Here is a 16,748-nt window from a genome sequence, read left to right as displayed (position 1 = left end):
GCCGTGCCCGCAGGGCCCACATCCGGGCTGAGTAACCAGTTTCTAACAAAGCCAACATCAACTGTCAACGCATCGAACACTCGCCAACTAGCTGTGGAAACGTCCCAGCGCAGGCCGGTGGCCACGTCGGAGAAACCGGTTGCTTCCAAGATCGGGTAACCGGTATCTTCGGTGCCCACGAGATGGCCACCAGGGCGTCAACGGACGACCACGGCGTGATGTCCGAACTGGACGGTCGACACGGCGGCCACGCCCTACTGCCCAACCGGATCGGCCACCCCTGGGAGATTCGAGATGAGCCTGACCGGAGACCGCCGCGCCGAGCAGTCGGCCGAGGAGCCGACCGACGGGTCGCGGCCGGGTCGGCGCGGACCCGCCCGGTCGGACCGACCCTCCGCCACGATCGGTCGGGTCGCCGAGGCCGCCGGGGTCTCCCGGGCGACCGTCTCCCGGGTGATGAACGGCAGCCCGACCGTGGCCGCCGAACTCGCCGCCCGGGTCCGCGCCGCCGCCGAGGAGCTGAACTACGAACCCAGCCTGGTCGCCCGCAGCCTGGCACTCGGGCGGACCAGCACGGTGTCGCTGATCGTGCCGGATCTGTCCAACCCGATGTTCCAGGACGTGCTGCGCGGGCTCAGCCACGCCGCCGCCGGCCGGGGGTACCGGCTGCTGGTCGCCGAGTCCAACGAGAACGTCGCCGAGGAGGCGATCCTGGCGGTGGAGGCCAGACGGCGCTCCGACGGGCTGGTACTCGCCTCGCCCCGGGTACCGGAGGCCGAACTGCGCGCCCTCAGCGACCGACTCGCCCCGCTCGTACTCCTCAACCGCGACCTGCCGGGCAGCAACGTCCCGTCGCTCTCGGTCGACTACGCGGCCGGCATCGCCGCGATCGTGGCCCACCTGCGCTCCCTCGGCCACCGCCGGATCGTCTACCTGGCCGGCCCGGCGGCCAGCACGTCGAACCGGGAACGCCAGGCCGCACTGCGGGCCGCCTGCGCCGCCGAACCGGTCTGCGCACTGACCGAACTGCCCTGCGGCGCCACCTTCGACGACGGACACGCGTCGGCCCGGGCGGTGCTGCGCAGCGGTGCGACCGCGGTGGTGGCGTTCAACGACATGGTGGCGTTCGGCGCGCTCAGCGGCCTGCACGAGCTGGGCATCGGGGTACCGAGAGACCTCTCGGTGGCCGGCTTCGACGACATCCCGTTCGCCCGCTACACCACCCCGCCGCTGACCACCGCCTCGATCCCCCGCAACGAACTCGGCCGACAGGCATGGGACCGGCTCTGGGCGTTGCTGGGCGGCGGGCCGGCCGGGCACGACGTGCACTTCCAACCCCGACTACTGGTCCGGGACAGCACCGGTCCGGTACCGGCCGGCCGAGGGTAGCCGGTGGGAACGGTGACCGTGCCGAGCTGGATCAGGGTGCACGGCGACCGGCTGGCCGGCGCGGGCCTGGCCCGGCAGACCTGACGTGTCGGTCGGGATCCGGTCGGTCGGCGGGAGGTGCCGACGCCGGCCCGGTCAGGTCGTGACGACCAGCTTGCCGGTGGTGTGCCGGCGGACGAAGTCGACGCAGGCCCGCGCCCCGTCGTCGAGGGTGTAGCGGCGGCCGATCGTGGCGGGCAGGTCGCCCCGGACCGCCAGTTCACCGACCTCGCGCATCCCGCCGAAGGTGCCCTCCATGTCCAGCACGAAATGCAGGGTGACGTCGTCACGGCCGAGCCACTCCTGCCGGGGCACCGGGTAGGTGATGGTGAGGAGGCGCCCACCGGGACGGACGGCACCGGCGACTCCGCCGAGGTGGTCACTGGGCAGGGTCAGGTTGACCGCGATGTCGACGTCGGACGGGTAGCCGGCTTCCGCGTACCCGATGGTCTGCTCGGCGCCGAGCGCGTGCAGGATGTCGGCGTCGGCGGCGGTCGCGGTGGCGATCACCCGGGCCCCGGCGCGGGCGAGCAGCGGGACCACGGCGGTGCCGACGCCGCCGGTGGCGCCGACGACCAGGACGGTTTCCCCGGGCCGGACCTCGGCGGTGGCCAGCAGCGCCCGGGCGGTCAGGCCGACGGTGGGCAGGGCGGCGGCGGCCTCGATCTCCAGGCCCGGCGGGCGGTGCGCCAGGAACGGGGTGTCGGCCTCGAAGACCGCGTACTCGGCCAGCGAGCCGGTGCTCAGCGACGGTCGAGTGGCGCCGGCCATCGCGCGCAGCGCCCGAGGCACGGCCTGGCCGAAGATCTCGTCGCCCACCTGGTAGCCACGCACTCCGGCGCCGACCTCGCTGACCGTGCCGGCGAAGTCGTTGCCGGGTACGTGCGGAAACTCCACCGGCACGCTGTCCCGGAACTCGCCGCTGGGGAGCCTGACGTCCGCCGGGTTGACCGAGGCGGCGGCGATCCGGACCTGGATCTGCCCCGGGCCGGGGCGGGGCGCCGGCACCTCGGCCACCGAGAACTCCTCGGGCGGTCCGTAGCCGGTCGCGACAACTGCCTTCATCACACGTCCCCCAATAAACGGACCGGGTGGTCATCTTATCTGCGCCAAAGCTAGCAATAAGCGGACCGGGCGGTCAACTTGTTACGGTGGTGCCGTGACCACGACCCGCCCGTTACGCGCCGACGCCGCCCGCAACCGGCGGTTACTGTTGGCTGCGGCAGCGGACGAGTTCGCCGAGCGGGGTCTGGACGCCTCGGTCGCCGACATCGCCCGCCGGGCCGGGGTCGGCAAGGGCACGGTGTTCCGCCACTTCGCGACCAAGGACGACCTGATCGCCGCGATCGTCCTCGACCGGATCGACGAACTCAACGCGGCCGGCGAGCGACTGCTCGAAGCGACGGATCCGGGCGCCGCACTACTGGAGTTCCTCACCGTCGCCGCACACCAGCGGCAGCAACGTGACCTGTCGTTCCTCCACGAGGCCGGCGGAGTGAGCGCGGAGGTCACCAGGGTACGCGAGACGATGTACCAGACTGTGTACACGCTGGTCGACCGGGCCCGTCGGCACGGCGCCGTCCGGTCCGACGTCACCGGCACGGACATCATCCTGCTGATGTGTGCCCCGAACTACGTCACCAGTTACGTGTCGGACGCCCCGCCCGACCTGTGGCAGCGATATCTCGCCATCATCTTCGACGGCCTGCGCCCGGAGGGCGCCCACCCGCTGCCCCACCCGCCGCCGACCACCCCGTGACGCCCGAGCACGCGGGCTGACCCGCCGACGGCCGCCGGTGAGCAGACGACCGAGCCGGACCGGGAGACGCCGAGCGCCGGAGGCTGACCGGCGATCCGGCGGCGGTCGGGTGCTCGGGCAGCACGTCCCGGTCCGGCGGCGGTCGAGGTGCTCGGGCGGTACGTCCCGGTCCGGCTACGCCGCGCCGTGGTAGAAGAAGTCGCCGAGCCCGACGGTGAAGACCAGCAGCCCGTACAGGGCGTGTTCGGCCGAGGCGACCAGGAGCGAGCCGGTGCGCTGGTAGCGGCGGGCGAAGAGCCAGCCTCCGGCCAGGGTGAGCAGCACCGACAACACGTTGCCGAAGATCAGGTGGACGAATCCGAACGCCAGTGCACTGGCCCCCACCAGCCAGCGCCCGGAGCCGAAGACCGGGGCGTACCGGTGCATCAGGAAGGCCCGGAAGACCAACTCCTGCGGATAGACGGAGAAGAGCGGGTAGAAGAGCACGATCGCGCCCCAGAGCAGCGGCGACTGCCGGGGCAGTTCGAAGAGTCGTTCCGGCGCGAGTACGGCGAGCGCCGCGACCGCCAGTACGGCGGCGACCGCCCAGAGCCGGAGTATCGGGATCCACTCGCCGCGCAGCGCGGCCCGGCCCCACCAGCTCCGCGGGTCGAAGTCCGGGCGTCGCCACAGGTAGCCGGCGGCGAGCCCGGCCAGCAGCAGCAACGGCGGGATCGGGCTGCCCGGGCTGCCGGCCAGTACGTAGCCGAGCACGGCGGCGAAGAAGAGCAGCGCGTACTCGACGGCCAGGTAGCCGCGGCGGGCGGCCGTGGGCGGCACGGCGGGCGGTCCGGCGGCCGGGATCACGTCGGCGGTCACCCCGGAAGGGTGCCCTGCCGAGGTGAACAGCGGGCGACCGGCTACACCGGCGACCGGAGCTGTCGGATCACGGCGCGCACCCTGCGCCGCCGCCACGCGTCGGCCCGGCCGAGCAGCATCCGCAGCCGCCCGAGCATCGTCTGCGACCGCCTGAGCAGCATCCAGGAGTGCTCGGCTGGCATCCGGGAGTGCTCGGCCGGGTGAGGTGGCCTCCGTCCTGCCCAGCGGGTCAGCAGCCAGCCGGCCAGGGCCACGTCGAGTAGCGCGCCCGGGACCTTGGTCTTGGTGACCAGTCCGAGACTGTCCGGCAGGGTGAGGAAGACCAGCCCGGCGGAGCCGGCGTCGAGTAGCGTACCCAGCCGTCCCCGGGGTGCGGCGGCGGCCAGCACGGCGATGCCGGCGAGGGCGTACCAGGCGTAGAAGACCGGGCCGAGCAGCGCGGTGGCGAGCAGTGCGACCCCGGCTGCCGGTACGGCGACCGCGACGCCGCCGCGCAGCGCCCGGCGCCAGGCGATCAGCAGGACGGCACCGAGTACCGCGATCCCCAGTAACCGGGCCACCTCGACGGCGTTACCGAACGCCTCGGGGCGGCCCGCCGCGCGCAGTCCGTAGCCGACCGCCATCCCGATCCCGGTCGGGATCGACGACCACTGCACGTTGCCGGCGGTCGCCGGCCAGCTCCGGACGAAGCCGAGGCCGTGCCCGGTCACGCCGGCCAGCAGCAGGACGGTGCCGAGGGTCGCGCCGGCCAGTACCGCGCCGGCCACGATCCGACGCGGGCCGGTCCGCGCCCACGGCACGACCGCGAGCGCGAACGGCACCACCACCAGCGCGGTGGCCTTGACCGAGGCGGCGGCCCCGAACGCGGCACCGGCCACGGCCAGCCGGCCGACCACGGCACGCAGCTCGACCGCGGCCAGCAGTCCGAGTACGACCAGCCCGGCGAGCAGCGCGTCGTTGTGCGCCCCCGACACGACGTGTACCAGCGGAAGCGGGCCGATCGCGCCGAGCCAGACCACCCGGGCCGGGTTCCCGCCACAGTGCCGGGCCAGCCGGGCACCGGCGGCGGTGGCCAGCAGGGTGCCGACGATCGCCACCAGCCGCAGCACCGTGACGGCGAGCGGCAGGCTCCCCGCCGACACGCTGGCGGCAAACCCTTCGACGAGCAGCCAGAGCGAGCCGTACGGCGCGGGAGTGTCCCGCCAACTCGGCGCCACCCACTCCAGCCACCGGCACGGCAGCGCGTCCGGCCCGACGGCGTACGGGTCGAGCCCGGCCCCGACGATCTCGCCCTGGCAGGCGTACGCGTAGACGTCGGAGCTGCCCAGCGGCGGCGCCAGCAGCAGCGGTACCGCCCAGAGCGCGCCGGTGACCAGCAGCCAGCCCGGTACGGTGACGGCGCGCAGTCGCCACCAGACGGCGGCCAGCCCGCCGGCACCGACCAGCCACAGCCCGACCCCGAGCACCCAGCCCGGTCCCCGGTCGCCGGCCGAGCCGGCCAGGTGGGCGCTGGCGGCCATCAGCGCGCTGCCGAGCAGACCCAGCCAGCGCAGTCGGGTGGGTGAGAGGGTCTCCCGCATCCGCGCAGGGTGACCGGGGCAGGTGAATCTCCGGCCCGCTCCCGGCTACCTCCCGGCGAACATCCGCCGACCGTCCGCCACGCGGGGACACCAGCCAACACCTACCGACCGTCCGCCACCCGCAGACATCAACGAACACCCGCCGACGCCCGCCGGCTGGAGACAGCGAGGACGGCCGGCGGGTCGGCAGGGTCAGGCTGGCGAGCCGGGGGCGCCGGCGTACTCGGGTTCGCGGTCGAGGGCCGGGTCGGCGGAGCGGGCGCAGATCGCGCCGAGGATCTCGGCGGCCCGGACGGCGGTGTTGGAGAGCAGCGAGGAGGAGATGCCGTGGCTGTGCTCGGTACCGCCCTGGAGGTAGATGCCGGCCCGGACCTCCGGGCGGGTGCGCAGCCGGTAGTCGCGGTCGACCAGGGCCCGCCCGGCGTCGTCCCGCAGGCACACCTCGGCCGCCTCACCGAGCAGGTCGAACGGGTCGACCGGCCGGTATCCGGTGGCGAAGACCACCACGTCGGCGTCGAGCACCGTCTTCTCGTTGCTGACCAGCGACTCCACCACCATCCGCACCCCCTCCGGGGTACGGACCGTCTCGACCAGCCGGGACAGGTTGAGGATCCGGAGCCGTTCGATCCCGCGCACCTTCTCCTGGTAGACGCGCCGGTACAGCTCGTCGATGAGTTCCTGGTCGACAACGGAGTAGTTGGTGTTGCCGTGGTAGGAGAGCATCATCTCCTTCACCTCCGGCGGGGCGGTGAAGTATTCCTGCACGGCCGCCGGGTCGAAGATCCGGTTCGCGAACGAACTGTCGTCGGCCGGGCTGTAGCCGTACCGGGAGAAGACCGCGCAGACCTCGGCGGCGGGGAACTCGCGGTGCAGGTGGTCGACGGCCTCGGCCGCGCTCTGCCCGGCACCGACCACGACGAACCGGGACGGCTCCGACGGCACCAGGCCGCGCAGGTTGGGCAGCAGGTCGCGGCTGTGCCAGACCCGGGTGTCCAGGGTGATCCCGTCCGGCAGGTACGGCCGCAGCCCCACCCCCAGCACCAGGTTGCGGGCCCGGTAGCTGACCGGGGCGGCGGAGCAGGGTCCGACCTGGGCCAACACCTCGAAGTGGTCGAGTTCGCCGTCCCGCCAGACCGGGCGTACGTCGACCACGTCGTGCCCGTACCGGACCAGGTCGTCGACCTGCGCTGCCGCCCACTCCAGGTAGTCGTGGAACTCGACGCGGGACGGGAAGAGGTTCTTGTGGTTGATGAAGTCGATCAGCCGACCCCGGCTCTGGAGGTAGCAGAGGAAGCTGAACCCGCTGGCCGGGTTGCGCAGCGTCACCAGGTCCTTCAGGAACGACACCTGCATGGTGGCGTCGTCGAGCAGCATCCCCCGGTGCCAGCCGAAGCTGGGCTGGCGCTCCAGGAAGACGGCGCTGTCGATCCGGCCGGAGCCGGCGGTGGCCTCGCGGATGGCGATGGCCAGGGCGAGGTTCGACGGACCGAAGCCGATGCCGAGGAGATCGTGGACCTGGGGGTCGTCGCTGCGAGTGCTTCGTGACATACCTGTCCCATCAGTCTGCCGGCCGGTCGGGCGGCTTGGTGGAGGACTGGATCCGTACGGACCCGGTGCGGCTGGCGCGCGGACGGTCGACCATCCGTGGCATTTAGGTTAGGCTAACCTACACCAAGGTCAAGAACAATATGGACCACCTGACCAGTGCGACCTTGCCGAAACGAACGCGCGGCCCTGCCGAGACGAGAGGCGCGACGTGGCGAGACAAGACGCGCGACCCTGCCGAGACAGGACGCGCGACCAGGGCGAGACGAACCGACCGAAGAGGAGACCGTCGATGCGGGTTGTGATGTTCGGCTACCAGACCTGGGGGCACCGCACCCTACAGGCGCTGCTGGACTCCGAGCACGAGGTGACCCTGGTCGTCACGCATCCGCGCAGCGAGCACGCGTACGAGAAGATCTGGGACGACTCGGTGGCCGAACTGGCCGAGAAGCACGAGGTACCGGTGCTGCTGCGCAAACGTCCCGGTGACCCCGAGCTGCTGGAACGGCTCCGGCAGGCGGCACCGGACGTGATCGTGGCGACCAACTGGCGTACCTGGATCCCGCCGGAGATCTTCGACCTGCCGCCGTACGGGACGCTGAACGTGCACGACTCGCTGCTGCCCGCGTACGCCGGGTTCAGTCCGCTGATCTGGGCGCTGCTCAACGGCGAGCGCGAGGTCGGGGTCACCGCGCACCTGATGGACGAGACCCTCGACGCCGGCGACATCGTGCTGCAACGCGCGATCCCGGTCGGCCCGACCGACACCACCACCGACCTGTTCCACCGCACGCTGGAGCTGTTCGGCCCGATCACCGTGGACGGGCTGGCGCTGATCGCCTCCGGTCGCACCGACTGGACTCCGCAGGACCGGTCGAAGGCGAGCTTCTTCCACAAGCGCTCGATCGAGGAGAGCCGGATCGACTGGAACTGGCCGGCCGAGGAGATCGAACGGCTGGTCCGGGCGCAGTCCGACCCGTACCCGAACGCCTTCACCCACCACGACGGCGCGCCACTGCGGATCCTGGCCGCCCGGGTCTCCGAGGGCCGCTACGGCGGCACGCCCGGCCGGATCTTCTACCGGGAGGGCGACGGCGTGGTGATCGTGGCCGGCGCCGACGCGCGCCGGGGGCACCGACCCGGTCTGGCCATCACCCGGGTACGCACCGACGACGGCCAGGAGCACGCCGCCACCGACTACTTCCGGACCATGGGCGGCTACCTGACCCGCTACCCCGACGGCCGGCTCTAACAGCCGACCTCCCGAAGCAGCCGGCCGGTGGCGGTCGCCTCGGACAACTCCCGCACTCCCCGAGGACGGCCACCACCGGCGGGGCCGACTACCGGACGCCGGCCTCCACGGCCAGCGTCCCGGCGGCGGCGTCGACTGATCGTCCACAAGCGATCCCTCCGTCACGGCGGTGGCCGCGGCGGGTACGGACCGTCAGCCGTGCGCCATGCCGGTCAACATCGCCACCCCGGTGTCCGGGTCGACCCGCTTGGCCAGCCCCGCCGCGACCTCGGTGACCACCACCTCCAGGGTGGGCCACACGTCGCCGCGCAGCAGGTGACCGCCGACCGTGCCGCCGTCCCGACAACCGAGCACCGCGTGCACGTGCAGTGCCGGCTCGCCGTGCAGCTCGGCGATGTCGCCGACCAGGGAGAGCACCTCCACCTGCTCGGGCACCGGTATCCGCAGGTAGTCCCGGGCCGGCCGGTCGAAGTAGCCGACCTCGGCGTCGGCGAACCCGCCCACCGCGGTGACCTGCGCCGCGCGGATCCCCCGGCGCCGGGCCACCTCGTTGACGGCGGCCACCGCCTCCTCACCGGCCTCGACCGCGATCACCACCACCCGACGGCCGTCCGGGGCCATTTCGACGTCGCGCATTCTCCGCCTCCTCGTCTCCGCTCCCCCTACCTGCCCACCGGAACCGCCCCGCATACCTGGCGGCTCCGGCCGGGTGGTGGGGCCGCCGTCGAATCCGCCTCGTCCGGTGGTACGTCCGCGCCGAATCACCCCGTCCGGTACGGGACCGGACAGGTGGCGGTAGCTCGTTCCCGCGTTCGGCACCGGTGCCGCCCCGGCGCTGCCTAGGCTGGCGTTGACCAGGATGGCCACACTTCTCGTCCGGGCGAAGGGGGCTGCCGTGACGAATGTTGTCCGGCGTCCCACCCCGGCCGACCCGACACCGGGAGTGGCGGGCGCCAACGCCCCGAGTTCGGTGGTGCGTACCCAGCCGCCGGAGTTGGGCCCGGACGCGGTCGCGGTGGTGGAGGGTCGGTCGTTCATGGTGAGCAACGCCGCCGGGGACGTACCGGTCGGCACCATAGGCGGTCTGGTGCACGACGACACCCGGCTGCTCAGCCAGTGGGAGCTGACCCTGGGCGGGGCGCCACTGCTGATCCTCAGTTCGGGACTGGTCGACGACGACTCGGCGGCGTTCTTCCTGACCAACTCGGACCTGCCGCACGTGCCGACCAACAGCGTCGGGGTACGCCGCCAGCGGTTCATCAGCGACACGATGCAGGAGCGGATCGAGCTGGAGTGCTTCGCCAACGAGGTGCAGTCGGTGCAGCTCCGGCTGCGGGTCGGCACCGACTTCGCCGACCTGTTCGAGATCAAGCAGCGGGTCCGGGACCGTTCCGCCAGCATCATCCGGGACCACTCGACCGACGGCTCGCGGCTCTGCTTCACCTACCGCAACGCGGACTTCACCGCGGTCACCGACATCCAGGTTTCGCCGCCGGTGGACCGGGTGGAGGAGAACGACCTGATCTGGGACCTGCACCTGCAACCGGGGGTCAAGTGGGAGGCCGAGTTGGTGGTGGCGCTGCCCCGCCAGCCGAGCGAGCTACCCTCGCTGCACCGCCGGTTCGGTCAGGGCTTCGACCTGGTCGGCGAGGACCCCACCCACGGCTGGCAGGAGGACTGTCCCGACCAGGACCTCGACTCCGACCTGCTGAACCGGGTGCTGCAAAAGTCCAAGATGGACCTGGTGGCGCTGCGGATCGAGCAGACCATCGGGGACGAGACCATCGTGCTGCCGGCTGCCGGCCTGCCCTGGTTCCTCACCGTCTTCGGCCGTGACTCGCTGGTCACGGCGTACCAGTCGCTGTCGTTCGGGCCACGGCTGGCCCGGGGCGCGATCCGGTCCCTCGCCAACTACCAGGGCAGCAAGCTGGACGACTTCCGGGACGAGGAGCCGGGGAAGATCCTGCACGAGGTACGCAGCGGTGAGCTGACCCGGACCGGCGAGAAGCCGCACAACCCGTACTACGGGACCTCCGACGCCACCCAGCTCTGGCTGATCCTGCTCTCCGAGTACTGGCGCTGGACGCTGGACGACGACTTCGTGCGGCGATTCCGGGACAACGTGCACGCCGCGCTGCGCTGGATCGACCGCTACGGTGACCTCGACCGGGACGGGTACGTCGAGTACGCCACCCGCTCGCCGCAGGGGCTGGGCAACCACTCCTGGCGGGACTCCGCCGACGGCATCGCCTATTCTGACGGCACCATCCCGGTGCTGCCGATCGCGACCTGTGAGATCCAGGGCTACACCTACGACGCGAAACTCCGGATCGCCGAACTCGCCGACGGCCCGCTGCGGGATCCGGAGTTGGCCGAGCGGCTGCGCGCCGACGCGCACCAGCTCCGGGAGCAGTTCAACCGGGACTTCTGGATCGACGAGCGGGGCGGCTACTACGCGATCGGCCTCGACGGGGACAAACGGCCGATCAACTCGATGACCTCCAACATGGGGCAACTGCTCTGGAGCGGCATCGTGCCGCCGGAGCGGGCCAAGGTGATCGCCGGCCAGCTCCTCTCCTCGCAGATGTTCTCCGGCTGGGGCATCCGGACCACCTCCACCGACGACCAGTGCTACAACCCGATCGGTTACCACAGCGGTACGGTCTGGCCGCACGACAACTCGCTGATCGCGTACGGCCTGGCCCGGTACGGGTTCCGCGACGAGGCGACCCGGGTCATGGTGGCGATGTTGCAGGCGGCCGACTTCTCCGCGCACCGGCTGCCGGAGGCGTTCGCCGGGTACGACCGCTCGTACGGGCGCAAGCCGGTGCCGTACCCGACCGCCTGCACCCCGCAGGCCTGGGCGAGCGCGGCGCCGCTGCTGTTCGTCCGTACCCTGCTCGGGCTGGAGGCCCGGGACGGTCAGTTGCTGCTCGACCCGCACCTGCCGGAGGAGTTCGGCCGGATCAGGCTGCACCGGATGCAGGCGTTCGGCAAGCGCTGGGATCTGGAGGCGACCGGCGATCAGGGCCACGTACGGCTCTCTCCGTGACGGTGGCCGGCCCGGCGAGGCGAGATACAGAGCGTACCTGCGGATCACCGTTCGGTGATGAGAGAGTGACCCCATGACCGGAACGAACGCCCAGGGCAGCGGATCCGGGCTGCTCCGCGACAAGGTCGCGCTGCTGATGGGCGCGGGTCGCGGCATCGGTGCCACCGCCGCCCGGCTGTTCGCCCGCGAGGGCGCCGCCGTGGTGCTGGCCGCCCGGACCGAGTCCGAACTCGCCGACGTGGTCGGGGAGATCCGCGACGCCGGCGGGACCGCCGACTACGTGCTCGCCGACCTGACCGACGGGGCCAGCGTCCAGGCGGCGGTGGACGGCGTGATCCGGTTGCACGCCCGGCTGGACGTGGCCCTCAACAACGGCGGCGTCTCGATCCCGCACACCCCGATGGTGAACGCGACGGAACAGAACTTCGACCTGGTCACCTCGGTCAACTACCGAGGGCTGTTCCTCTCGATGACCGCGGAGATCCGGGCGATCCGGGCCACCGCCGGTTCGGGGGCGATCGTCAACGTCAGCAGCGTCGGCAGCCTGCGCGGCGCACCGGGGCTGGGCCCGTACGCGGCGACGAAGCGGGCGGTGAACAGCCTCACCGAGACCGCCGCCGCCGAGTACGGCCCGGAGGGCATCCGGGTGAACGCCATCGCCCCGGGTACCACGATGACCGGGGTGATCCGGCAGTGGGCCGACGACGAGCCGGCCGCCGTCGACCGGCTCAACGCGCTCACCCCGCTGCGCCGGTCCGCCGAGCCGGACGAGATCGCCGAGGCTGCGGCCTGGCTGCTCAGCGACCGCGCCTCCTTCGTCACCGGCGTCTGCCTGCCGGTCGACGGCGGCCTCCGCGCCTGATCCACCCGACCGGCCGCAGACGCCCCGCCGGATCGGCGCGGCGGTGCCCGGCCGGCGGCAATGGTGCCCGGCCGGCGCAATGACGCCCAGTCAGCGAGCGCGATGATGTCCGGCCGGCGCGATGGTGCCCGGCCGGCGCGGCGGTGCCCGGACAGCGCGGCGGTGCCCGGACAGCGCGGCGGTGCCGTGGTCAGCGCAGCGGCAGCACCGAGTCGGTAAGTCGGCCGCGCGGCCGGTAGACCACGCACATCACGGTACGGTCGCCGTCCGCCCAGGTCTGCCCGGTGGGCAGGATCGGATAGAAGTCGAGGGTGCCGCCGGCACGGTCCGGCCACCGTCGGTCGAAGTAGCCCCGGCAGCCCTGCCAGGCGAAGTCCGCCAGTCGGGCGCGGTCCCACGGCCCGTCGTCGGCGCGCAGGAAGCCGTACGACTGGTTGTCGGCGCCGGACTCGCACGGCTCGTACCGGACGACCAGCTCGGCGGCCTCCCGGGAGTACGCCGGGTCGGAGAAGCACTCGCCGCCCTCGATGTTCAGTACACCACCGGTCTGGGCGGTGACGAAGGCGTCCCCCTTGACGATCGGCGGCGAGACCGACGGCTCGATCGCGGCGAGTGCCGCCAGGGTGCCGACGGTGGCGACCACCGCCCAGCGGCGGGACGGCAGTTTCATCGTGCTCCGTACGGGTTCGGCGGTCGGATGATCGGACGGGTCGGATGCGGGGGTGGTCGGCGCGGGCCACCCGGCCACCGCCCGGGCGAGGAACCCGGGCAAGGGACGCGGGCGAGGGACGCGGGCTGGTGCCGCCGGCATGGTAGGTGGGCCGGGATGAACGGCCGGTTCCCGGCCGATGGCCGAGCAGTCTCCGCGGGATGAAGCCCCGTACCGGACACGACGTGTTGATCATGAATTAACCCGCTGGCCAGGCCCGTTCACCCGGTGGCCAGTCGACGGCCGACCCCCGGTCGTCCACCTCTGGGTGAATGCGCTTGGCCACCGGCTGCGGGTCGGCGGCCGTACCCACTTTCACCCGAAAGGTGATCCCTGTAGTGAGTGACGTCAAGAGACCCTGGATTCCGGGCTCCCGGCGGGCCAGACTTGCCGCAATCGGTGCCGCCGCCATGCTCGTCGGCGGTTTCGCAGTCAGCCCGGTGGCGTTCGGTGACGCCGCGCCGGGCAAGTACCCGGCGGCCGAGATCCACCGGCCGTCCCCGATGCCCGACCGCATAATCCTCACCCCGACCACCGCCCCGGCCACCTCGCAGCGGGTGACCTGGCGGGCCGAGGCCACCCCCGAGTGGGCCCAGGCCGAGATCCTGGAGGCGCCGGCCGCGCTCGGCCAGGTGGTGCCGGCCGCAGGCACCGTCTCGGTCGTCAAGGCGATGTCGACCAAGTCGGTCAACACCTCCCTCGGGTACGCCTCGACCTACCACACCGTGGAGTTCGCCGGCCTCAAGCCGGGCACCCGGTACACCTACCGGGTCGGTGACGGCACCAACTGGAGCGCCTGGACCGACTTCACCACCGCCACCTCGGACGCCAAGCCGTTCTCGTTCATCTACTACGGCGACGCGCAGAACTACATCGACTCCGCGGTGCCCCGGGTGTTCCGGCAGGCGTTCGCGGACCGGCCGCAGGCCAAGCTGATCGTCAACGCCGGTGACCTCATCGACTCCGCGAACAGCGAGGAGCAGTGGGGGCAGTGGTACCAGGCCGGCGGGTTCATCGACGGCCAGATCAACAACATCTCGATCCCCGGTAACCACGAGTACAGCGGCAGCACGCTGTCGCAGTTCTGGACGCCGCAGTTCCCGTACCCGGACAACGGGCCGGCGGGCTGGCCGGCGGAGCTGGCCAAGACCGCGTACAGCGTCGACTACCAGGGTGTCCGGTTCATCGGCCTGAACACCAACGTGCAGGGCATCGCCGACGTGATGGCCGCGCAGACCACGTGGCTGGAGGGGCTGCTCAAGAACAACCCGAACAAGTGGACCGTGGTGACCTTCCACCACCCGGTCTACTCGACGGCCGAGGGCCGGAACAACCCGGTGATCCGGGCGCAGTGGGGCCCGCTGTTCGAGAAGTACGGGGTCGACCTGGTACTCCAGGGCCACGACCACACGTACGGCCGGGGCAGCGTCACCTCGTCGCGCCAGTCGGTGACCGTGCACGACAGCACCGTCTACGCGGTGTCGGTCTCCGGCGGCAAGATGTACGACGTCGACGGCTCGGTCTGGACCGACAACGACGCCGACATCATGAGCCAGGCCGAGGACAAGCAGCTCTACCAGCTCATCGACGTCACCGGCGACAGCATCCGGTACGAGGCCCGGTACGCCAACGGCCAGCACCACGACGGTGTCGTGATCCGGAAGAACGCGGCCGGTGAGCGCACCGTCAACGAGCTGCGTACCCCGGAGAACACCGTCGGCGAGCAGGTCAAGGTCAACAAGACCATCGTCGAGGCCAAGGGCAAGGTCCGGGTCAACGCCTACGGCTACGACCCGGGCGAGGAGGTCACCGTCTACCTGCGCAACACGAAGGACGGCGCGGGCAAGAAGGGCGTCTTCATCGGCTACCGGAAGGCCGACGAACTGGGCCGGCTCGTCTACAGCTTCGCGCTGCCGCCGTCGGCCAAGAAGGACACCACCCACGTGGTCTACCTGGACAGCGAAAACCAGCAGATCACCTCTCCGGTCATCACCGTGACCAAGTAGTTCCCCGCCGGCCCGGACCACCGCCACCGCGCCGTGGTCCGGGCCCGGTTCGTACGTCAGGAGACCTGTTGATCGCCCGCATCCCGTCGCCGGCCATCGCGCTCGGCCTGGCCGGTCTTGCCGTGCTGGCCGGGCTCGCCGCGCCGGCGCCCCCGGCCGCCGCGCATCCGTTCGGCCCACCGTCCACCGCGCGGATCAGCGTGCACGGCTCCCGGGTCGACCTCGCCTGGCTCGCTGCCGAGGACGACTGGGTGGCGCTCGGCCAGTCACTCGGCGCCTTCGAGGACCCGGGTCTCGGCACGGTCGCGACCGACCTCACCGGGGAGCAGAAGCTCCAGCGGTCGCCCCGGGTGCACGACTACCTGCTGGACCGAATCACGGTGCGGCAGGACGGCACCCCGTGCCCGGGCCGGCTCGACACCCTCGACCGGCTGCTCAGCGAGGGCGCCCGGCTCACCTTCGACTGCCCGGCCGACGTGGTCGAACTCGACGTCACCGTCGGCGCGCTGACCGACCTCAACCAGGCGTACCGGACGATGCTCACCAGCCAGACCCCGGCCGCACCGGACCGCACGCTCTTCACCGCCGCCGAGCAGACCCACCGGGTACGCTTCACGCCCGGCGCGGGCGGCCTGCCGCCGAGCACCGTACGCACCCTGGCCGGCGTCGCCGCCGCGCTGCTCGTCGGGGTCGCCGCGCTGGTCACGGTACGGCGGCGCCGTGCCCGCTCGGCGCGCCTGTCGAGGCTCGACAGCGCCCGGGGCCGGTCGTGACCGGTCTCGAGGGGCGGCTGGTCGCCATCTTCGACGGTCGGGGAGTCTTCTGGCTCGCCCTGGTGGTGGCGCTCGGAGTCGGTGCCGCGCACGCGGTCGCCCCGGGCCACGGCAAGAGCGTGACGGCGGCGTACCTGGTCGGCACCCGGGGACGCTACCGGGACGCGGTCCGGCTCGGCGTGATCGTGGCGGCGATGCACACCTTCTCCGTCCTGGTGCTGGCGCTCGCCTGGGTCGGACTCAGCGGCGCCGCGAGCCTCGGCACCAAGACGGTGACGGCGTGGATGCAGGTGGCGGCCGGACTGCTGGTGATCGGCGTCGGCGCGCACCTGAGCTGGCGGCACCTACGCGGCCGTGGCTCCCACCACCACGGACACAGCCACAGCCACAGTCACGTCCTCGCCGGGCACGGGCACGGGGCCGTTTCGGTAGCCGACCATGACCACGGACACGACCAGGGGCACGACCACCGGCACGGGCATCGGCACGGGCATCGGCACGACGTACCGGCGCCGACCGATCCGTGGTCCCGGCGCGGGCTGACCGTGCTGGCCCTCTCCGGCGGCCTGCTGCCCTCGCCGTCGGCGTTCCTGGTGCTGGTCAGCGGCCTGCTGACCGGCCGGGCCCTGGACGCGCTGGTCCTGGTGCTCGCCTTCGGGATCGGGATGGCCGGCACGCTGACCGGGGTCGGCGTGATCACGATCCGCGGCTTCGCGCTGCTGACCGGGACGGCCCGGCGCTGGCCGCTGGCGGCGACCGCGACGGCCTGGCTGCCGGCGGTCGCCGGACTCGCGGTCAGTCTCGGCGGCTGCCTCTACCTGGTCGCCGCGATCTCGGTACTGACCGGCTGAGCTGAGTAGTATTCGGCACCGGTACGGTCAGGACCGCCGGTCAGCCGTGCCGGGACGACGAGCGCGAGGAGGC

General features: G+C 72.0%; 14 protein-coding genes. 8 read left to right on the top strand and 6 right to left on the bottom strand.

What is annotated here, in order from left to right:
* Positions 1-294 precede the first annotated feature (294 nt).
* A complete protein-coding gene (locus tag Pma05_RS06945; RefSeq protein WP_203856449.1) occupies positions 295-1,389 on the top strand; it encodes a LacI family DNA-binding transcriptional regulator in 1,095 nt (364 codons plus the stop codon).
* Positions 1,390-1,524: 135 nt separating this feature from the next.
* Here Pma05_RS06945 and Pma05_RS06940 read toward each other — a convergent pair whose 3' ends face one another.
* Positions 1,525-2,493: an NADP-dependent oxidoreductase gene (locus Pma05_RS06940; RefSeq protein ID WP_203856448.1), complete on the bottom strand. Its 969-nt coding sequence runs from the start codon at positions 2,491-2,493 to the stop codon at positions 1,525-1,527.
* A gap of 94 nt (positions 2,494-2,587) precedes the next feature.
* Between Pma05_RS06940 and Pma05_RS06935 the strand changes: the two genes are divergently transcribed.
* Entirely contained in the window at positions 2,588-3,187 is a 600-nt protein-coding gene (locus Pma05_RS06935) for a TetR/AcrR family transcriptional regulator (RefSeq protein WP_203856447.1), read from the top strand.
* A gap of 174 nt (positions 3,188-3,361) precedes the next feature.
* On the opposite strand, the gene Pma05_RS06930 is transcribed toward Pma05_RS06935, so the two are convergent.
* From Pma05_RS06930 to Pma05_RS06920, 3 genes are all read right to left on the bottom strand, one after another.
* Positions 3,362-4,045: a CPBP family intramembrane glutamic endopeptidase gene (locus Pma05_RS06930; protein ID WP_239311811.1), complete on the bottom strand. Its 684-nt coding sequence runs from the start codon at positions 4,043-4,045 to the stop codon at positions 3,362-3,364.
* Between the two features lie 41 nt (positions 4,046-4,086).
* Positions 4,087-5,625: a polyprenol phosphomannose-dependent alpha 1,6 mannosyltransferase MptB gene (gene mptB / locus Pma05_RS06925; RefSeq protein ID WP_203856446.1), complete on the bottom strand. Its 1,539-nt coding sequence runs from the start codon at positions 5,623-5,625 to the stop codon at positions 4,087-4,089.
* A 192-nt stretch (positions 5,626-5,817) separates the two neighbouring features.
* Positions 5,818-7,173, bottom strand: coding sequence for a lysine N(6)-hydroxylase/L-ornithine N(5)-oxygenase family protein (locus Pma05_RS06920; RefSeq protein WP_203856445.1), 1,356 nt, complete (start codon positions 7,171-7,173; stop codon positions 5,818-5,820).
* A 289-nt stretch (positions 7,174-7,462) separates the two neighbouring features.
* Here Pma05_RS06920 and Pma05_RS06915 point away from each other — a divergent pair, with 289 nt between their 5' ends.
* Positions 7,463-8,422 (top strand): methionyl-tRNA formyltransferase, encoded by a 960-nt coding sequence (locus tag Pma05_RS06915; protein ID WP_203856444.1) that lies wholly within the window; start codon positions 7,463-7,465, stop codon positions 8,420-8,422.
* Positions 8,423-8,614: 192 nt separating this feature from the next.
* Here Pma05_RS06915 and Pma05_RS06910 read toward each other — a convergent pair whose 3' ends face one another.
* Positions 8,615-9,058, bottom strand: a complete 444-nt coding sequence (locus Pma05_RS06910; protein WP_203856443.1) for a PPC domain-containing DNA-binding protein — start codon at positions 9,056-9,058, stop codon at positions 8,615-8,617.
* Between the two features lie 259 nt (positions 9,059-9,317).
* On the opposite strand from Pma05_RS06910, the gene Pma05_RS06905 reads away from it, so the two are divergent.
* Entirely contained in the window at positions 9,318-11,474 is a 2,157-nt protein-coding gene (locus Pma05_RS06905) for an amylo-alpha-1,6-glucosidase (RefSeq protein ID WP_239311809.1), read from the top strand.
* Between the two features lie 73 nt (positions 11,475-11,547).
* Positions 11,548-12,336, top strand: coding sequence for an SDR family NAD(P)-dependent oxidoreductase (locus Pma05_RS06900; RefSeq protein WP_203856441.1), 789 nt, complete (start codon positions 11,548-11,550; stop codon positions 12,334-12,336).
* 190 nt (positions 12,337-12,526) lie between these two features.
* On the opposite strand, the gene Pma05_RS06895 is transcribed toward Pma05_RS06900, so the two are convergent.
* Entirely contained in the window at positions 12,527-13,006 is a 480-nt protein-coding gene (locus Pma05_RS06895; protein WP_203856440.1) for a hypothetical protein, read from the bottom strand.
* Positions 13,007-13,383: 377 nt separating this feature from the next.
* On the opposite strand from Pma05_RS06895, the gene Pma05_RS06890 reads away from it, so the two are divergent.
* The 3 genes from Pma05_RS06890 to Pma05_RS06880 all read left to right on the top strand — a co-directional run bounded on the left by Pma05_RS06890 (position 13,384) and on the right by Pma05_RS06880 (position 16,675).
* Positions 13,384-15,051 (top strand): purple acid phosphatase family protein, encoded by a 1,668-nt coding sequence (locus tag Pma05_RS06890; protein WP_203856439.1) that lies wholly within the window; start codon positions 13,384-13,386, stop codon positions 15,049-15,051.
* Positions 15,052-15,119: 68 nt separating this feature from the next.
* Positions 15,120-15,824: a hypothetical protein gene (locus Pma05_RS06885; protein ID WP_203856438.1), complete on the top strand. Its 705-nt coding sequence runs from the start codon at positions 15,120-15,122 to the stop codon at positions 15,822-15,824.
* The gene (locus Pma05_RS06880; RefSeq protein ID WP_203856437.1) at positions 15,821-16,675 is read left to right on the top strand and encodes a nickel/cobalt transporter; all 855 of its coding nucleotides are present in this window, start codon (positions 15,821-15,823) and stop codon (positions 16,673-16,675) included. Before Pma05_RS06885 ends, Pma05_RS06880 begins: the two co-directional genes overlap by 4 nt.
* Positions 16,676-16,748: the final 73 nt, after the last annotated feature.

Origin of the sequence: Plantactinospora mayteni (genome assembly GCF_016862935.1) — a bacterium.
Lineage (GTDB): Bacteria > Actinomycetota > Actinomycetes > Mycobacteriales > Micromonosporaceae > Plantactinospora > Plantactinospora mayteni.
The sequence above is the reverse complement of the archived record's forward strand: the minus strand, read 5'-3'. Positions and strand labels throughout refer to the sequence as shown.